Genomic DNA, 15645 nt, shown 5'->3' with positions numbered 1-15645 from the left:
TTACGCGGAGGTACGCGAAGTTTTTAATGAGAATGAATGAAACATTGTGGTCTTTTTCTAGCGATGAGATAATCGTCTTCTAAAATTGAGATTAAATATTGACCATAGCTACTTTTAGCCATTGGTTCAATTAATTCTTTGAGTTGGGAAGCATCTATATAGTCTTGATTGTAGGCAATTTCTTCAATACAAGCTATTTTTAATCCTTGCCTTTCTTCTAAAGTTTGGATGAAATTAGCAGCTTGATGTAAAGATTCATGAGTTCCTGCATCTAACCACGCATATCCTCTACCTAAAAGCTCAACTCTTAATTTTCCTTGCTTTAAATAAGCCATATTCACATCAGTTATTTCTAGCTCATTGCGCGCCGAAGGTTTTAGATTAGCTGCTATTTCTCCAATTTGAGTATCATAAAAATAAATCCCAGGAATTACATATTTAGATTTAGGTAATGCAGGTTTTTCTTCTATTCCTGTTACCCAACCATCCGCGTCAAATTCAATTACGCCATAAGGACACGGATCTTTTACTTGATAGCCAAAAACCAGTCCACCTTCTTTTAGTTGGGCGGCTCTCAGTAACACTTCTCTTAAACCGTTACCATAAAATAAATTGTCACCCAAAATTAAACAGACTGGCTGATTATCTATAAACTCTTTTCCTAAAATAAAAGCATGAGCTAAACCTTCTGGATAAGGCTGTTCAATATAACTAAACTGCAAACCCCATTGACTACCATCTTTTAAAAGTTCCTGCAATAATGGCAAATCATTTGGTGTAGAAATAATTAAAATTTCGCGGATTCCTGCCAACATTAATACAGACAAGGGATAATAAATCATCGGCTTGTCATAAATCGGCATAAGTTGTTTACTCACAATATTGGTTATGGGATAAAGACGAGTACCAAAGCCACCCGCTAAAATAATTCCTTTCATTTGCGATTTTCGTAGTTTTGTTTCAACCAATTCTGGTAAGCGCCGGAACTGACTTGGTTTACCCAAGCTGAATTATCGAGATACCATTGCACTGTTTTTCTTAAACCACTATCAAAATTTTCTTTGGGTTGCCAACCTAAATCACGCCTGATTTTACTACAATCAATTGCATATCTCCGGTCATGTCCAGGGCGGTCTGGAACAAAGTTTATCAAAGAAGAATAAGAAAAATTAGGTTTAGGTATTAATTCGTCAAGTATGGCACAGATTTTTTTGACAACTGTTAAATTTGTTTGTTCATTCAGTCCGCCAATATTATAGGTTTCACCAATTTTTCCCTGTTGGATAACTAAATATATAGCCTCACAATGGTCAATAACATAAAGCCAATCTCGTATATTTTGCCCATCACCATATATTGGTAATGACTTACCATCTAAAGCATTCAGGATAGTCAAAGGAATGAGCTTTTCCGGAAACTGACGCATTCCATAGTTATTTGAGCAATTTGTAGTTAAAGTAGGCAATTTATATGTGTGGTAGTAAGCTCGGACAAAATGATCTGCTGCGGCTTTAGAAGCAGCGTAAGGACTATTCGGTGCGTATGGTGTATCTTCTCTAAAGGCTGGTTCTTGTGTGCTTAGTGAACCGTATACTTCATCTGTAGATACGTGTAAAAACCGAAATTGCTGCTGATTTTGTAGGGATAATTTTTGCCAATAAAACCGAGTTGCTTCCAATAAATTAAATGTACCAACTACATTGGTTTGAATAAAAGTTTGGGGGCTGAATATAGAACGATCAACGTGAGTCTCGGCAGCAAAATTAATAATTGCATTTGGTTGATATTTATCTAGTAAATAACTCACTAGTTCAACGTTATCAATATCTCCTTGCACAAAATGATAATTTGTATCATTTTGGAGTTCTGCTAAATTTTCTAAATTACTGGCATAAGTAAGTTTATCTACATTAATTATATTAAACCAATTATTTTGCCGAGCCAAAAGAATAAAATTAGCCCCAATAAACCCTGCTCCACCTGTTACTAATACTGTCTGCATACAATTTAATCTAGAATAAAATTCAAAAAATAATTGAATAATTTTAACTAACACTAGCAAAAATCAATAATTAGCTTATCATCAGGATGTTACGTATGTATCAAACAGACCATCCTCAACCTGCAAAAGAATCTCTACCCACAATGTATGGACTTTGGCAAGGAACTTATCAAGGAATTGAGCGATTGTGGTTACGTTGGTATGATGCAAATGGAAATAGGATTCCTACTCCAGTGGAGCAGGAAAGCCAGAAGGCTGAAGGATTAGCCGCAAAGTTAAGAGAATTAGGAATTGATCCCAACCAAATATAAGTCGCTACACGGCTTGTAAAATCTCATCATCTACAGAGAAATCGACTTCTTTCTTATCTCGTCCATTGGCTAAATAATCATTGTTCAAGGAATCTGTTAGCCCAGAAATTAAATCATACTCTGGCTGCCAATGTAATTGGGTTTGCGCTTTTTTTACCGATGCGAAGAAATGCTGAACGCGTATGGGAAAAGCTTTGCGTTTGCCAAAATCAAACTTTTTCGGGTCGTAGTGAACTATTTTAATTGCATCTGGTGATTTACCAGACGCTACAGCACAAGCACGGGCTAAACCATCAAAAGTCACAAAGCGATCGCCAGAAATATTATAAATCTGCCCCACAGCTTTTGGATTGCCCACAACCAAAGACATAGCTGTTGCTAAATCTTGTACATGACCCAACTGCGTAATGTGTAAACCATTACCGGGAATAGCAATGGGGCGATCGCGTACAATTCTATCAAAAAACCAGCTTTCTAATTCGTTGTAATTACTCGGCCCGTAAATGTACGTCGGGCGAATTGAGGTAAAAGGTAAGCCTTTTTCAGCCAAGTAAGCTTCTGTTTCATGTTTACCTTTGTGACGACTCTTAGGATCTACCGCATCCCCTTCAACATGGGGTAACTGGTCAGATTTGAGATATACCCCCGCCGAACTCATGTAAATAAATTGCTGCACTCTACCTTGGAAAATTTCTGCCAATGGCTGAGTATCACTGAGTTCTCGACCATTATTGTCAAAAATGATGTCAAAATTTTCTTGTGATAATTTTTCTTTCAGCTGTGCTGCATCCGTGCGATCGCCTATAATTTGTCCTACTCCTGGCGGTACAGAACGATTACCACGATTGAACAGTACCACCTCATGGCCTTGTTTTAAAAGTATTTGAGTTAGGTAAACACCAATGAACCTAGTGCCACCCATAATTAAAATTCGCATAAATTCCCCTTTTATATCTAATGGAGAGGCTAGAGACTAGGAAGTAAAAATGCAAAAGTTAAAACAAAAGAGTCTTTTACCCTTCGGGAGACACTACGCGTAGCTTGCTTCTCCGCAGGAGTACGTCGCTAACGCCATTTGACGACAGTTACCTCAAGTCGGGAAACCCGTCCAATGTAATGACTTACCTTTTTACTTTTGGTTTTTGACTTTATTAGTCTCTAGTCCCCATTTGAGGTTATCAGGTTGCTGCATCCCTCTGGAACCACTTTCACTTGAATTCCGTCGGAAGTTGAATCTGGGGCGCTTCCTCACAATTTGTCTGGTATATTTTCCACCTACTCAAGTTAACTGTGCCTTTGAAATATGCTCTGGTTCATGAGTGGTTAACACCTAAAGCCACCGGTGGTTCAGAACTAGTTGTACAAGAGATTCTGAATCACGTTGATGCTGATTTATATGCCCTAATTGACTTTGAATCCAGTAATCTTGAAAGTTACTTGTACAAACGTCAAATTGGTACAACCTTTTTGCAAAACTTTCCTTTTGCCAAAAATGGAGTGCAAAAATATTTGCCTTTGTTACCCTTGGCAATTGAACAACTGGATTTGCGTCAATATGACGTAATTTTGTCTTCTTCTCATGCTGTAGCTAAAGGAGTTTTAACTACCCCCGACCAGTTGCATATTTGCTATTGTCACAGTCCTATGCGTTATGCCTGGGACTTGACTTTTGATTATCTCCGGCAAAGTAAGCTAGGAAGTGGTTTACCAGGGTGGTTAACAAAGTATCTACTGCATCAGCTGCGTCAGTGGGATGTATTGAGTGCTAATCGCGTTGATTACTTTATTGCCAATTCCCAACACACCGCGCGAAGAATTTGGCGTTGCTATCGACGAGAAGCCACAGTTATTTATCCACCAGTTAATGTAGAAGCTTTTCCGCTTTTTCTCCAAAAAGAAAATTTTTACTTGACTGTTTCCCGTTTAGTTAGCTATAAGCAAGTATCTTTAATTGTCCAAGCTTTCAATAAATTGCAGTTACCATTGGTCGTAATTGGTACAGGTTCAGAAATGGAAAAAATTCGCCAAATAGCCAACTCTAACATTAAAATACTGGGTTGGCAGCCTGATGATGTAGTAAAAAAATATATGGCGCAGGCCAGGGCATTTGTCTATGCAGCTTGTGAAGATTTTGGCATTGCCTTAGTAGAGGCACAAGCTTGCGGGACTCCAGTGATTGCTTATGGGGCTGGGGGTGCATTAGAAACAGTACGGGATGTGCGATCGCACCACGAGCAAGGAACTGGTATCTTCTTTCCAGAACAAACAGTAGCAGCCTTGACAGAAGCGGTGGAAAAATTTGAAATGTATCGCAATTTGATTAATCCTGAGTATTTGCGATCGCACGTTGCCCAGTTTTCACCGCAAGTTTTTGCACAACGTTATCTAGATTTTCTCAACAAGTGCCACAAAACCAGACCATACTTCGAGTAATGGTTGAAATTTGTGTACTGAAATTGTGTATGCTTTTGGAACTTCCCTCCAGAAGCACCTCATTTTGGCTTTAAGATTGGGACTATGTGTGGTGTGGATTATTAAGGAGTATGATGACTGCCCAGAGCTCACTCCTCTCCGGCAAGCGAAGCCTACGGCAAGACGCTAGCTCGTCTACGCGTACTTTCTTAAAACGTAGTAAAAAAACAAAGGCACCCAAGGTAAAACCCAAGGGTTTGTCCGTTCAGGCTTTAAACGGAGAGTTTACTAAGCGACTATTCGACATCGGGTTTTCGCTGTCAGTACTTATTTTGTTTTTTCCTCTTTATTTAATTTTGGCCTTGCTGATTGCATTAAGCTCAGAAGGCCCGATTTTTTATGTCCAAGAACGGGTTGGCAAAAACTACAAACGCTTCAATTGTATTAAATTCCGCACAATGGTAAGCAATGCAGACGAAATACTCGTGCAAATGATGGAAACATCGCCCCAGTTGCGGCAAGAATTTGAAAGCAGTTTTAAGCTGAAACATGACCCCAGAATTACCACAATTGGTAGATTTCTCCGGATTACTAGCTTGGACGAATTTCCTCAGTTTTGGAATGTTTTAAAAGGAGATATGAGCGTCGTCGGGCCGCGCCCCCTAGTAGCAGAAGAATTACCAAAATACGGTAATCACATAGGTCAGATATTAACAATCCGACCAGGAATTACTGGATTATGGCAGGTTTCGGGACGTAATGACATTCCTTACCCTAGGAGAGTTCAAATAGACCTGCACTATGTCAAATTTCGGAATTTCTGGCTTGACCTCTGGATAATACTGAAAACGATTGATGTGGTCATTATGCCTAAAAATAACGGAGCTTACTGAGCAAGAATCAACATTGAGCGTAGGGGCATTTACTGCCCCTATTTTATTTTACTTTTAAATGTTTCTACTAAGTAAGATGTGAAAATTTCTGAGGATAGGGTTGTATCAGAACTACATAGTTATCTGAAGAGAGACTTTCTGATTCATCGATTCTCAGTAAACTGCCCAATATTCATCTGTATTTGTTTGAGTGCATAAAACAAAGTTAATTAAAATCACTCAACATGAGCAATCCAAAGTTAAAAAATTTTGTTTGTCGAAAAGATTACTGATCAAGCCTTCTACTTCTATCTGTCAATAACTTGCTTAATAAATTTCTCCACTTTTCAATTGATTTAGACTTAATAAAAATCCAGATTATATGAAGTTTTTGTAAAAATTACTAAGTATATGAAAAATTCCATCTAATCACTGCGTTAAGCTACTCAAGATTCAGTTGTTAAAAAATACGTAATTAAGTATATTTGTTTACGGCAAATTTCTGCTATCAATTAAGACCCGTAAGTTTCCCATTAGGCAATTTAGCCATTAGCTGCTAGGTTGTATCAGTTGGACGGAAACTATATAGATCAAAAATAACAAGGGATAATTGAGCATGGTGCAAACTAAGCGAGCGTTGATTACTGGTATTACCGGTCAAGATGGTTCATATCTGAGTGAGTTTTTGTTAGAGCAAGGTTACGAAGTTCATGGAATTATTCGTCGGACTTCTACCTTCAATACAGACCGCATTGATCATATTTACGAAGACCCCCATAAAGAGGGTGTGCGGTTGTTTCTTCACTACGGTGACTTGACGGATGGTACAACGCTGCGACGAATTTTAGAAGAAGTTCAACCAAACGAAATATACAACCTAGGCGCACAATCTCATGTTAGGGTGAGCTTTGACTCACCAGAGTATACAGTTGATGCAGTTGGTATGGGTACACTGCGTCTATTGGAAGCTATTCGAGATTATCAGCGGCGTACTGGTACTGAAGTACGTTTCTATCAAGCTGGTTCTTCGGAAATGTATGGTTTAGTCCAAGCAGTACCCCAAAACGAAACAACACCATTTTATCCCCGTAGTCCCTACGCTTGTGCAAAAGTTTATGCTCACTGGCAAACAGTAAATTACCGCGAATCTTACAATTTGTTTGCTTGTAACGGTATTTTGTTTAATCACGAGTCACCACGTCGGGGTGAAACCTTTGTTACTCGTAAAATTACCAGAGCAGTAGCGAGAATTGTGGCTGGTAAGCAGAAAAAGCTGTATATGGGTAATCTGGATGCGAAACGAGATTGGGGTTACGCTAAAGATTACGTCCGAGCAATGTGGTTGATGTTACAAAAAGACCAGCCAGATGATTATGTAATTGCAACTGGTGAAACCCACTCAGTTAAAGAATTTTTAGAGTTAGCTTTTGGTTATGTCAACCTCAATTGGCAAGATTACATAGAGTTTGACGATCGCTACCTACGCCCCGCCGAAGTAGACTTATTGATTGGTGATCCGACTAAAGCAAAACAGAAACTAGGCTGGGAACCTTCTGTCACCTTTGAAGGATTAGTCTCCCTCATGGTAGAAGCAGATTTACAAGCTTTGGGACACACTTCACCCAATGGTAATGGTTCATCAATACCTGTGGATATTGCCACTATTCGCCAAGAATTGGGCGCTCTCCACTTCTGATTTATACCGCTGAGGATAACAATATGACCGCCTTAGAACTGAAAAACAAAAGGATTCTCGTCACAGGTGGGGCGGGATTCCTCGGTCGTCAGGTAATAGATCAGCTGTGTAAGGCTGGGGCTGATAGTGCAAAAATTACTGTACCGCGATCGCGTGAATGTGATATCCGTGTGTGGGAGAACTGTCAACGCGCAGTTGACCAACAAGATATCATTATCCACTTAGCGGCTCACGTCGGTGGGATTGGCCTCAACCGCGAAAAGCCAGCAGAGTTATTCTACGACAACTTAATTATGGGAACCCAGCTAATTCATGCTGCCCATCAAGCTGGAGTAGAAAAATTTGTCTGTGTTGGTACAATCTGTGCCTATCCTAAATTTACGCCGGTGCCATTTAAAGAAGATGATCTTTGGAATGGCTACCCAGAAGAAACTAACGCTCCCTACGGTGTGGCTAAGAAGGCGCTGTTAGTTCAGTTGCAATCTTATCGCCAGCAGTATGGGTTCGATGGTATTTACCTACTACCTGTGAACTTATACGGGCCGGAAGATAACTTTGACCCCAGCAGTTCTCATGTAATTCCTGCATTAATTCGCAAAGTCCACGAAGCCCAAATTCAGGGAGCAAAACAACTCCCAGTTTGGGGTGATGGAAGTCCTACCCGCGAGTTTCTCTATTCAGAAGATGCAGCACTGGGAATTGTCATGGGGACTCAGTTTTACAATGACTTTGAACCAGTTAACTTAGGGACTGGTTATGAAATCTCCATTCGTGATTTGATTACCCTGATTTGCGAATTGATGGAGTTTGACGGCGAAATTGTTTGGGAAACCGACAAACCCAACGGTCAACCCCGCAGATGTTTAGATACAGAACGAGCCAAGGAAGCTTTTGGTTTCACGGCGCAAGTTGACTTTAGGGAAGGGCTAAAGAAGACTATTGAGTGGTATCGTCAAAACGCCGCTTAATTATTGTAAAGTTGACTTTATCTTGAGATAGAGACGTTGCTATGTAACGTCTCTATTTTTATAGGCAGACTTTTTTCATGGATACAGTTGATATTCAACTAGATAAAGCAAAACTACGCCGCACGTTACTAAAACAACGGCAATCGATGTCTGTTAAAGAATGGAGAGAAAAAAGCGATCGCATCTGTACAACACTACAAACTTTGATTCACTATGATGAAGCAAAGACAATACTCGCTTATTTTAGCTTTCGTCAAGAACCTGATTTAAGTTCCTTATTTGCAGATACTAAATACAAATGGGGGTTTCCGCGCTGTGTTGGTAATTCCTTATCTTGGCATACTTGGAAATCTGGGGAATCGCTGCAAATTAACAGCTATGGTATCAGCGAACCACATCCCGATGCACCAATCATATACCCTAGTAAAGTTGATTTAATTCTTGTGCCTAGTGTCGCTGGCGATTCTCGCGGATATCGCTTGGGTTACGGTGGCGGATATTATGACCGCTTACTTAGTTCCCCAGAGTGGGCGAATATATTCACTATCGGTATAGTATTTGATTTTGCTTATTTACCTCAACTACCTACAGAAAATTGGGATAAACCTTTACAAGCGATTTCAACAGAAACTAAATTCCTTATTTATGCTTAAAAAGTTCAATATAGGCCAATTTTATGAAGCTACAAATAAAAAACTCGCGCTGGCAAATTTTGATCACCTATGCTTTATTAGGAGCGATCGCCCTCATTACGCTATTTCCCTTACTCTGGTTAATTAGTACTGCTTTAAAATCACCAACGGAAAATATTTTACAGTCGCCACCACAGTTACTACCAAGTCAACCAACACTAGGTAATTTTTCTACTGTGTGGCAATCTTTACCATTTGCTCAATATTTATATAACAGTACTTTGGTTTCTGTGCTGACTGTTGGCTTGAATTTATTATTTTGTGCTTTAGCGGCTTACCCTTTAGCCAGATTATCATTTCCGGGGCGAGACTGGATTTTTGTGGCGATCGTCTCGACAATCATGATTCCTTTTCAGATAGTCATGATTCCCTTGTACATTTTGACAGTCCAGCTAGGCTTAGTAAACACTTATTGGGGAATGATGTTTCCTAGTTTAGCTTCGGCTTTTGGCATTTTTTTGCTGCGCCAAGCTTTTATGGGTGTACCAAAAGAAATCGAAGAAGCGGCGCGGATGGATGGTAGTTCCGAGTTAGGCTTGTGGTGGCATATTATGTTACCAGCCATTCGTCCTGCATTGGTTACTCTGGCAATTTTCGTCTTTATTGGTTCTTGGAGTGATTTTCTTTGGCCGTTGATTGTCATTCAAGATGAAAAACTTTACACCTTACCTTTAGGAGTAGCAAAATTAGCCGGGACTTTTTCTTTGGACTGGCGCTTAGTAGCTGCTGGCTCGATAATTTCTATTGCCCCAGTACTAATATTATTTCTCTTTTTACAACGCTATATTGTACCGACGGAAACTGGTAGTGGTGTTAAGGGTTAATTTTGACTAACAAGCGCCACTTTTGTTAAAGACCACCCAGATTGTTTTATATATCAACATCAGGTCATAAACTATAGACCATTTACGTTGGTAATCCACATCCATTTTCACAATTGTTTCAAAATCTTTGATGCTGGAACGTCCATTAACTTGCCATTCCCCCGTCATCCCTGGCTTAACTCTTAATCTTTCCCAATGGTGGGGTGCATAGTGGATGACTTCATCAGGAGTAGGAGGACGAGTACCAACTAAGCTCATTTCTCCCTTGAGAACATTCCAAAACTGGGGAAATTCATCTAAGCTAGTGCGACGCAAGAATTTACCGACTGGGGTAATGCGGGGGTCATCAACAGCTTTAAATATGTGACCTTGGGCTTGATTTTTGACCAAATGCTTGATTTGCTCGGCATTTACCACCATTGAGCGGAACTTCCAGATGCGGAAAGGTTTACCGTTGATACCGCAGCGAATTTGGGAATATAATATGGGGCCGGGATTAGTAATTTTGGTGATAATTGCGATGGGAATTGCCACGATCGCCGTGATAATTAGTCCAACAATAGCTCCTACAATGTCAATTAATCTTTTTGTGGCGCTTGAGGTTGATCTGTGTAAAGGCTGGGGCTGTTTGACAAAATTAACTGCTTGACGTTGATTAGCAAGAGCTAAGGTATCCACACCATAACCTCCTGCACGAGTATTAACCGTCGGTATTGACATCATAAGGAGTTAGAGTTGATAAGAGTATCTTGATCTGGTCACATCCGTACTGAGTGATAATATAAACAAAATTTGAACTAGTAATAAACTTCGCGTACAGAATTTATACAATCTTTGAATTTCATGACGGATTTTAAATTTTAAGTATTGAATGTATAAAGTAAGTCTAGCTAAAAGACTATTAGTACCCACATACTAGCTCCCAACCCAATAGTTGCTAAATGTTGCCAAAAAAGCGATCGCAGTGGTTGGCGTGCTATTTTTTGCGTTAATACTATGGTTAACAGCACAGAAAAAATTAAAGTAGCACCTTGCAAAAAGTCAATAACTGCCGGATGTGCTATCAAGACTGGCAAATGTTGGTTATTTAACCCAAAAGTAGCTAAAGTCACAGGTAAAATTTGCCCGCCTTCTGACAAGCCTAAACTCAGGTAATGCGCTAAGTTCCCGCCGAGGACTAATGGTAAGTAGCCATAGGCAAGTTCGATAAATGGTTTAGGCTTGCGTTGAAAATTGAATAGCTTTATCAAGCCGTATGCTACCCAAGTTACAGCAGCCGGGACAATTAAACCTAGGAATGATAAGCCTAAATGCTGCCAAAAATCGGTTAAATCCAGATGCAGACCCAACCATGATTGCAATTCTGGTAAATGATGCAGATATACGCCCCCAAAAAGTAAAAATAACAATGCAACTTCATACTTGCGTGCTACATGAGTTGTCCACAGTTCAATTCCGGGGGGACGCAAGTTAAACTCAACGGAACGATGGGGACAGGCTTTTAAACAAGTCATACACAAAACGCAATCTCGGTTATCTTCTAGTTGGGCGGGATGAGAATATAGCGGACAACCATTGGTTTCCATCCCTTCGCCTTTTTGCGGCCCACCTTTGTAACACTGATAGGTTGTACAAGTAGCAGAACAAATGCCTTGTTGGGCGCGTAGTTCTGTCATGGAAAGTTTGGCAAATAAACCATTCATTCCGCCAATAGGGCAGAGATAGCGACACCAAAACCGCCGTTCAAATATGGCGGAGAAAATCATTGCCCCAGCGGTAATTAACAACAGCAAACAAGCAGACAGGTAAGCTGTATTTTCTAAGTTCCAGAGTTCTTCCCAAAGGAAAATTAAGGTAAATAAGCCAAATAAAAACCATCCGCCCCATTTCTCGGCTTTTTCTCTTGGCCAACGTTTGAGTTGGCGAGGAAATAGCCACAGAGATAGCTTTTGGGTGATTTCACCGTAAATCATGAAAGGACAGACGCTACACCAGACGCGACCTAAAAAGGGAAAGATCAATAAAAAGAAAGGCCACCACCAAGCCCAAAATAAATTTAAAGCAAAATTGCGATCGCGTGTTTGCGGCCCCACAAATAACACCGCAATGATGATGGGAAAAACTACCACAGTAAAGCCATAGTTAATTCGGTCTGGCCACCAGTCACTACGTAAAAACTTCCGCAACCCCGGATAGGAATTCAACAAGTTGACGCGAAATTCTTTTTTCTTGGTTTGGGCTGACCAGAAGATTTCTTCGGTTAATTCTTGCCTTTCTCCGGCTTGAACAATTGCCCGTTCTACTAAATTTTTTAACTCCTTCAGATTCCCAGGAAAGTCATAGGACTGTAAGCGACGTAGTGCTTCTGGGGTGACATGAGGTTTAGGCAGACCGCGCGATCGCACATAAAGACTGATGTAATATTCTACCTGTGCTTTGATATCAGTTTTTCGTACTCGCACTGGTGGCACTTTAATCACCCGACCAACGCAGCGTTCAATTTTAGATTGAGTTTTTTCCGAAACAATCAAAATCCGGGCTTGACTGGAACGGGTTACGGCTTTTGATTCTCCATCACGAGTTACAGGGATATAAGTGCCTGTTTTGATTAACTGCACCATCGCTGGTAATAACTCTGGGGGCAATTCTTGGATGTTGTTGAGTACCAAAGTGCCTTCTCCCAGCCATTCCAATAGGCCTGGTTTACCACCACTACGACCAAATAGATCTATACCGCTAGTTTGGAGAATGCCACAATTGATTTTGATCATCGGTTCCCGACGTTTTGGGGAACCGTAGTGAATTAGCGCTGCAATATTATCCTTTTCTAACCCTGGTTCGCCGAATATTTCTACTGATTTGCCGTCTGCTGCGGCTTCTCGTATTTGTTCGCGCAAACGTATTGCATAACGACTACTACCAACAATACCTCTTTGGGCTTTCGTCACTAAATAGGGACGCAAAACAACAGAACGTTCTTGTTCGTAAGTTAAAGCTGATGTGACTTGCGCTAATTCTTGCGCTAAAGAGCGAGATAATGCTTGGGTAATTTCTGGGTATTGGCTGGCTATGCTGCGAAACTGAGTCGCGGGGATAACCCAGACATGAGATTCTGTTAAAGCAACAATTGTCGATGGTGTTAATTCATCTAACAGCAGTTCTTTCAGGTTAATTACTGCCCCTGGCAGAAAGCCACAAGCGAGGCTAAAGTTACTTTTATTGCTGGTATCGCTTTCAATTTGACCATCTTTAAGGATGTAAAGCGCTTCTGGGGAAGTCTCGGCGCTGACTAAGTTACTGCCTTTTGAGACAACTCGTTCTTCTAAGAGCTCAGCGATCGCATTCAACGCCGCCGATGAGAGAATTCCTAAAGTTGTACGTTCTTGTAGCCAAATGACTGTTTCTTTTGATGTCATTGTGGGTTTTCCATGCAGGCCGCTTGCTGTATAAATGGAATTATCCCTGATCGGAACACCAAAAGTACTGTGTGATGAGTTTGTCAGATGTCCCTAATCTTTGGGTTCCCTTGGCGCTTTTAGGTTTAATTGTCTTGGCGGCGCTATTTTTTACCCGTAGCTAAAATTATTGGCGATCGCATAATTTTCATATAAATGTGATAACACTGTCACATTCCCTTGCTAACTTATATTGAAGTAAACAAATAGTTTGTTCCTCACACCATACCGTTTGCCCTTTTGCTTTTAAAAAGCAGTGGGGCTTTTTTATACGTGATCATCTTATCTAATAATTTATTTTAAGTTAGTTTTTAGGGATTACCATAAACTAACTTTTAGGTTTCAATCCTAAATTGATTATGTAATTTTCAGCAGTATTAGTATATACATACATCAGTCATTAGCTAGATTATTTCTCTATCTAACGGAGGAATAAATATACCTAAAATAAATACTAAATAGTATACTATTCCGATCACCTGACGAACTATAACTTTGAATCTTCTCGTTGCTAGTTAGTGGCGGGAGATTTTTTTTAGAGGAGGTTACAGGTGATAAGTTATAGGTTACGGAGTTAGCAAAATCATACTCTTTTCTACCCCCTACTCAAAATCAAACGAGATTACTAAGGATTACAATACATACATTGCGCCGGGTCAGCAAATTCTCTACCATTAGGAAATAGTTTTTCTTGCTTAAAATCACATTTTTGACACTGATAAATTACTGAATGTGTCAAATTAGTAGGCATAGCACACATTTCACAGGGTAAACCTGCAATTTTCTCAGTGATAGCAAAACCGGGTGCAGAACATTGGGGACATAAACTTTTAATTTTAGTTAATAAATCTAAGGTGGCTTTGGCAATATTTTTCATCCGGGTTGGGTTATAAAGCGCTCGCATATCTGTTTCTAAGCTAACTTTACCATCTACAGAATTATGCAATCCTGTTTGGATAGTTTCTTGCAGTTTCGCTTCTGTTGTAATTCCTTTAATTATCTCAGTGCTATTTTTAGCAACATCTTGCCAATAAATAACTAAACCATGTTCAGGAAAGCCCACTTTTTTAGCAAAATCATCGGCTTCTTGAAGATTTTCAACTATCTGATGATTAAAGTTAGTGTCTATAGAAAATTCCTCGCCAATAATTTCTATTTCGTTTTGTTTATCTAATAAAATAACAATTTCTCGATTAGAGTAAATATATGGTACAAGTGGATGAGGGACAAAACTTCCTTCACTAGCGATCGCTAAACTTTCCCCTGTCATCTTTAATGCTGTTTCTGCTTTTAATTTGGCGGCTGCAATTTGAGTTCCTGCGCGTTTTATATCTCTGGTAAATGTACCAAAAGCATCAGTATTAAAATTAGATGGCACAATAGTTTTAATATCTAATTCTTGTTCTAATAATGGCGCAATTACCTTTTCTTTGTGGTGCATTGTCGCAATTACGCCGACTCGCTTGCTAAATAATTGCTGAATTTGCATTGTGCAATTACCTCTTGATGCCAATTTAAATAAAGCAGAGGTGCGCTAACAAAGTTAAACGCACCCGAAAGAATTAAGCTTCTCAACTTATATCAGATAAAAGAGGAATTAGCGTCCCCAAATTTTCCACAAAAGGTCTACTTATCTAACTTTGTTCTTGAGGAACTTGGCTTATCTGCGCCATTAATTGTTCTTTATCACGCTTGCGTTTCTTGGCGTATAGTTGAATCGTAACCGCCATGAAAATTATCAAGCCAAAAATTCCCCAAGCGGTGATATCTGTAGGTAGATTGTTTTTGAAGACAGCCAATAGTACAATCACCACTAACATAACTGTAGGTGCTTCGTTTAAAGCACGTAACTGTTGACCACTCCAGCGACATTCATCTTTTGCTAACTTCTTCATCAAACGACCACAGTAATGATGATAAGCCAATAGAATGGCAACAAATAGCAATTTAAAATGTAACCAACTCTGCTTTAAAACTTCTGGTTCAGTACTCAGTAAACCTATCGCCATCGCTACTGTGACTATCATTCCGGGAGTAGTGATAATGCGGTAAAGACGTAGTTCCATGATTTGATACTGATTTTTCAGTATCGTGCGTGCTGGTTCTGGTTCTTGTTCGGCTTCAACGTGGTAGATAAACAAACGCACCAGATAAAACAACCCAGCAAACCAAACGACAATGCCAATAATATGAAATGCTTTAAACCAAGAATAAGCCATGAATTCTCATCTCCATTAAGGTGGCTTTAATACATCGTAAGTGATGAAGTAGAAGGCAAGAGGCAAAAGGCAAAAGGCAGGAGGAACAACCTTTGATATCAGCGAATATCTTTGATTTGCATTTTACATTTGATTCTGTATACCTACTTAGTTAACTTTCTACATTCGCTTAAGATCGCATTAAATGTTGTGTC

At 39.8% G+C, this 15645-nt stretch carries 14 protein-coding genes; 7 read left to right on the top strand and 7 right to left on the bottom strand.

Going from position 1 to position 15645, the window contains the following annotated elements; all coding sequences use genetic code 11:
- Window positions 1–23: 23 nt before the first annotated feature.
- Together rfbA and rfbB are read right to left on the bottom strand one after the other, a co-directional pair.
- On the bottom strand, window positions 24–938 hold the full coding sequence (rfbA, locus tag IQ244_RS03825) for a glucose-1-phosphate thymidylyltransferase RfbA (protein ID WP_193889944.1): 915 nt from the start codon (window positions 936–938) through the stop codon (window positions 24–26).
- A complete protein-coding gene (rfbB, locus tag IQ244_RS03820; protein ID WP_193889942.1) occupies window positions 935–2002 on the bottom strand; it encodes a dTDP-glucose 4,6-dehydratase in 1068 nt (355 codons plus the stop codon). The genes rfbA and rfbB overlap by 4 nt, the downstream gene beginning before the upstream one ends.
- Before the next feature lie 95 nt (window positions 2003–2097).
- Between rfbB and IQ244_RS03815 the strand changes: the two genes are divergently transcribed.
- Entirely contained in the window at window positions 2098–2313 is a 216-nt protein-coding gene (locus IQ244_RS03815; protein WP_193889940.1) for a hypothetical protein, read from the top strand.
- A gap of 4 nt (window positions 2314–2317) precedes the next feature.
- Here the strand turns inward: IQ244_RS03815 and IQ244_RS03810 are convergent, their stop codons facing one another.
- Entirely contained in the window at window positions 2318–3250 is a 933-nt protein-coding gene (locus IQ244_RS03810) for an NAD-dependent epimerase/dehydratase family protein (RefSeq protein WP_193889938.1), read from the bottom strand.
- A 353-nt stretch (window positions 3251–3603) separates the two neighbouring features.
- On the opposite strand from IQ244_RS03810, the gene IQ244_RS03805 reads away from it, so the two are divergent.
- The 6 genes from IQ244_RS03805 (at window position 3604) to IQ244_RS03780 (ending at window position 9777) form a co-directional block, all read left to right on the top strand.
- On the top strand, window positions 3604–4746 hold the full coding sequence (locus tag IQ244_RS03805) for a glycosyltransferase (protein ID WP_193889937.1): 1143 nt from the start codon (window positions 3604–3606) through the stop codon (window positions 4744–4746).
- A 113-nt stretch (window positions 4747–4859) separates the two neighbouring features.
- A complete protein-coding gene (locus IQ244_RS03800; protein WP_193890022.1) occupies window positions 4860–5618 on the top strand; it encodes a sugar transferase in 759 nt (252 codons plus the stop codon).
- A gap of 595 nt (window positions 5619–6213) precedes the next feature.
- A complete protein-coding gene (gene gmd, locus IQ244_RS03795; protein WP_193889935.1) occupies window positions 6214–7293 on the top strand; it encodes a GDP-mannose 4,6-dehydratase in 1080 nt (359 codons plus the stop codon).
- A 23-nt stretch (window positions 7294–7316) separates the two neighbouring features.
- Entirely contained in the window at window positions 7317–8261 is a 945-nt protein-coding gene (locus IQ244_RS03790; protein WP_193889933.1) for a GDP-L-fucose synthase family protein, read from the top strand.
- Between the two features lie 77 nt (window positions 8262–8338).
- On the top strand, window positions 8339–8914 hold the full coding sequence (locus tag IQ244_RS03785; protein ID WP_193889931.1) for a 5-formyltetrahydrofolate cyclo-ligase: 576 nt from the start codon (window positions 8339–8341) through the stop codon (window positions 8912–8914).
- Between the two features lie 23 nt (window positions 8915–8937).
- Entirely contained in the window at window positions 8938–9777 is an 840-nt protein-coding gene (locus tag IQ244_RS03780) for a carbohydrate ABC transporter permease (RefSeq protein WP_193889929.1), read from the top strand.
- A gap of 6 nt (window positions 9778–9783) precedes the next feature.
- Here IQ244_RS03780 and IQ244_RS03775 read toward each other — a convergent pair whose 3' ends face one another.
- From IQ244_RS03775 to hemJ, 4 genes are all read right to left on the bottom strand, one after another.
- Complete coding sequence (locus IQ244_RS03775) at window positions 9784–10500, bottom strand: sugar transferase (RefSeq protein ID WP_416209755.1); 717 nt, start codon at window positions 10498–10500, stop codon at window positions 9784–9786.
- 167 nt (window positions 10501–10667) lie between these two features.
- Complete coding sequence (locus IQ244_RS03770) at window positions 10668–13193, bottom strand: sigma 54-interacting transcriptional regulator (protein ID WP_193889927.1); 2526 nt, start codon at window positions 13191–13193, stop codon at window positions 10668–10670.
- A gap of 664 nt (window positions 13194–13857) precedes the next feature.
- Entirely contained in the window at window positions 13858–14721 is an 864-nt protein-coding gene (locus IQ244_RS03765; RefSeq protein WP_193889917.1) for a DUF6671 family protein, read from the bottom strand.
- Between the two features lie 145 nt (window positions 14722–14866).
- Entirely contained in the window at window positions 14867–15451 is a 585-nt protein-coding gene (hemJ, locus tag IQ244_RS03760) for a protoporphyrinogen oxidase HemJ (protein WP_193889915.1), read from the bottom strand.
- Between the last annotated feature and the right edge of the window lie 194 nt (window positions 15452–15645).

This window comes from Nostoc sp. LEGE 06077 (assembly GCF_015207705.1).
Lineage (GTDB): Bacteria > Cyanobacteriota > Cyanobacteriia > Cyanobacteriales > Nostocaceae > Nostoc_B.
The sequence above is the reverse complement of the archived record's forward strand: the minus strand, read 5'-3'. Positions and strand labels throughout refer to the sequence as shown.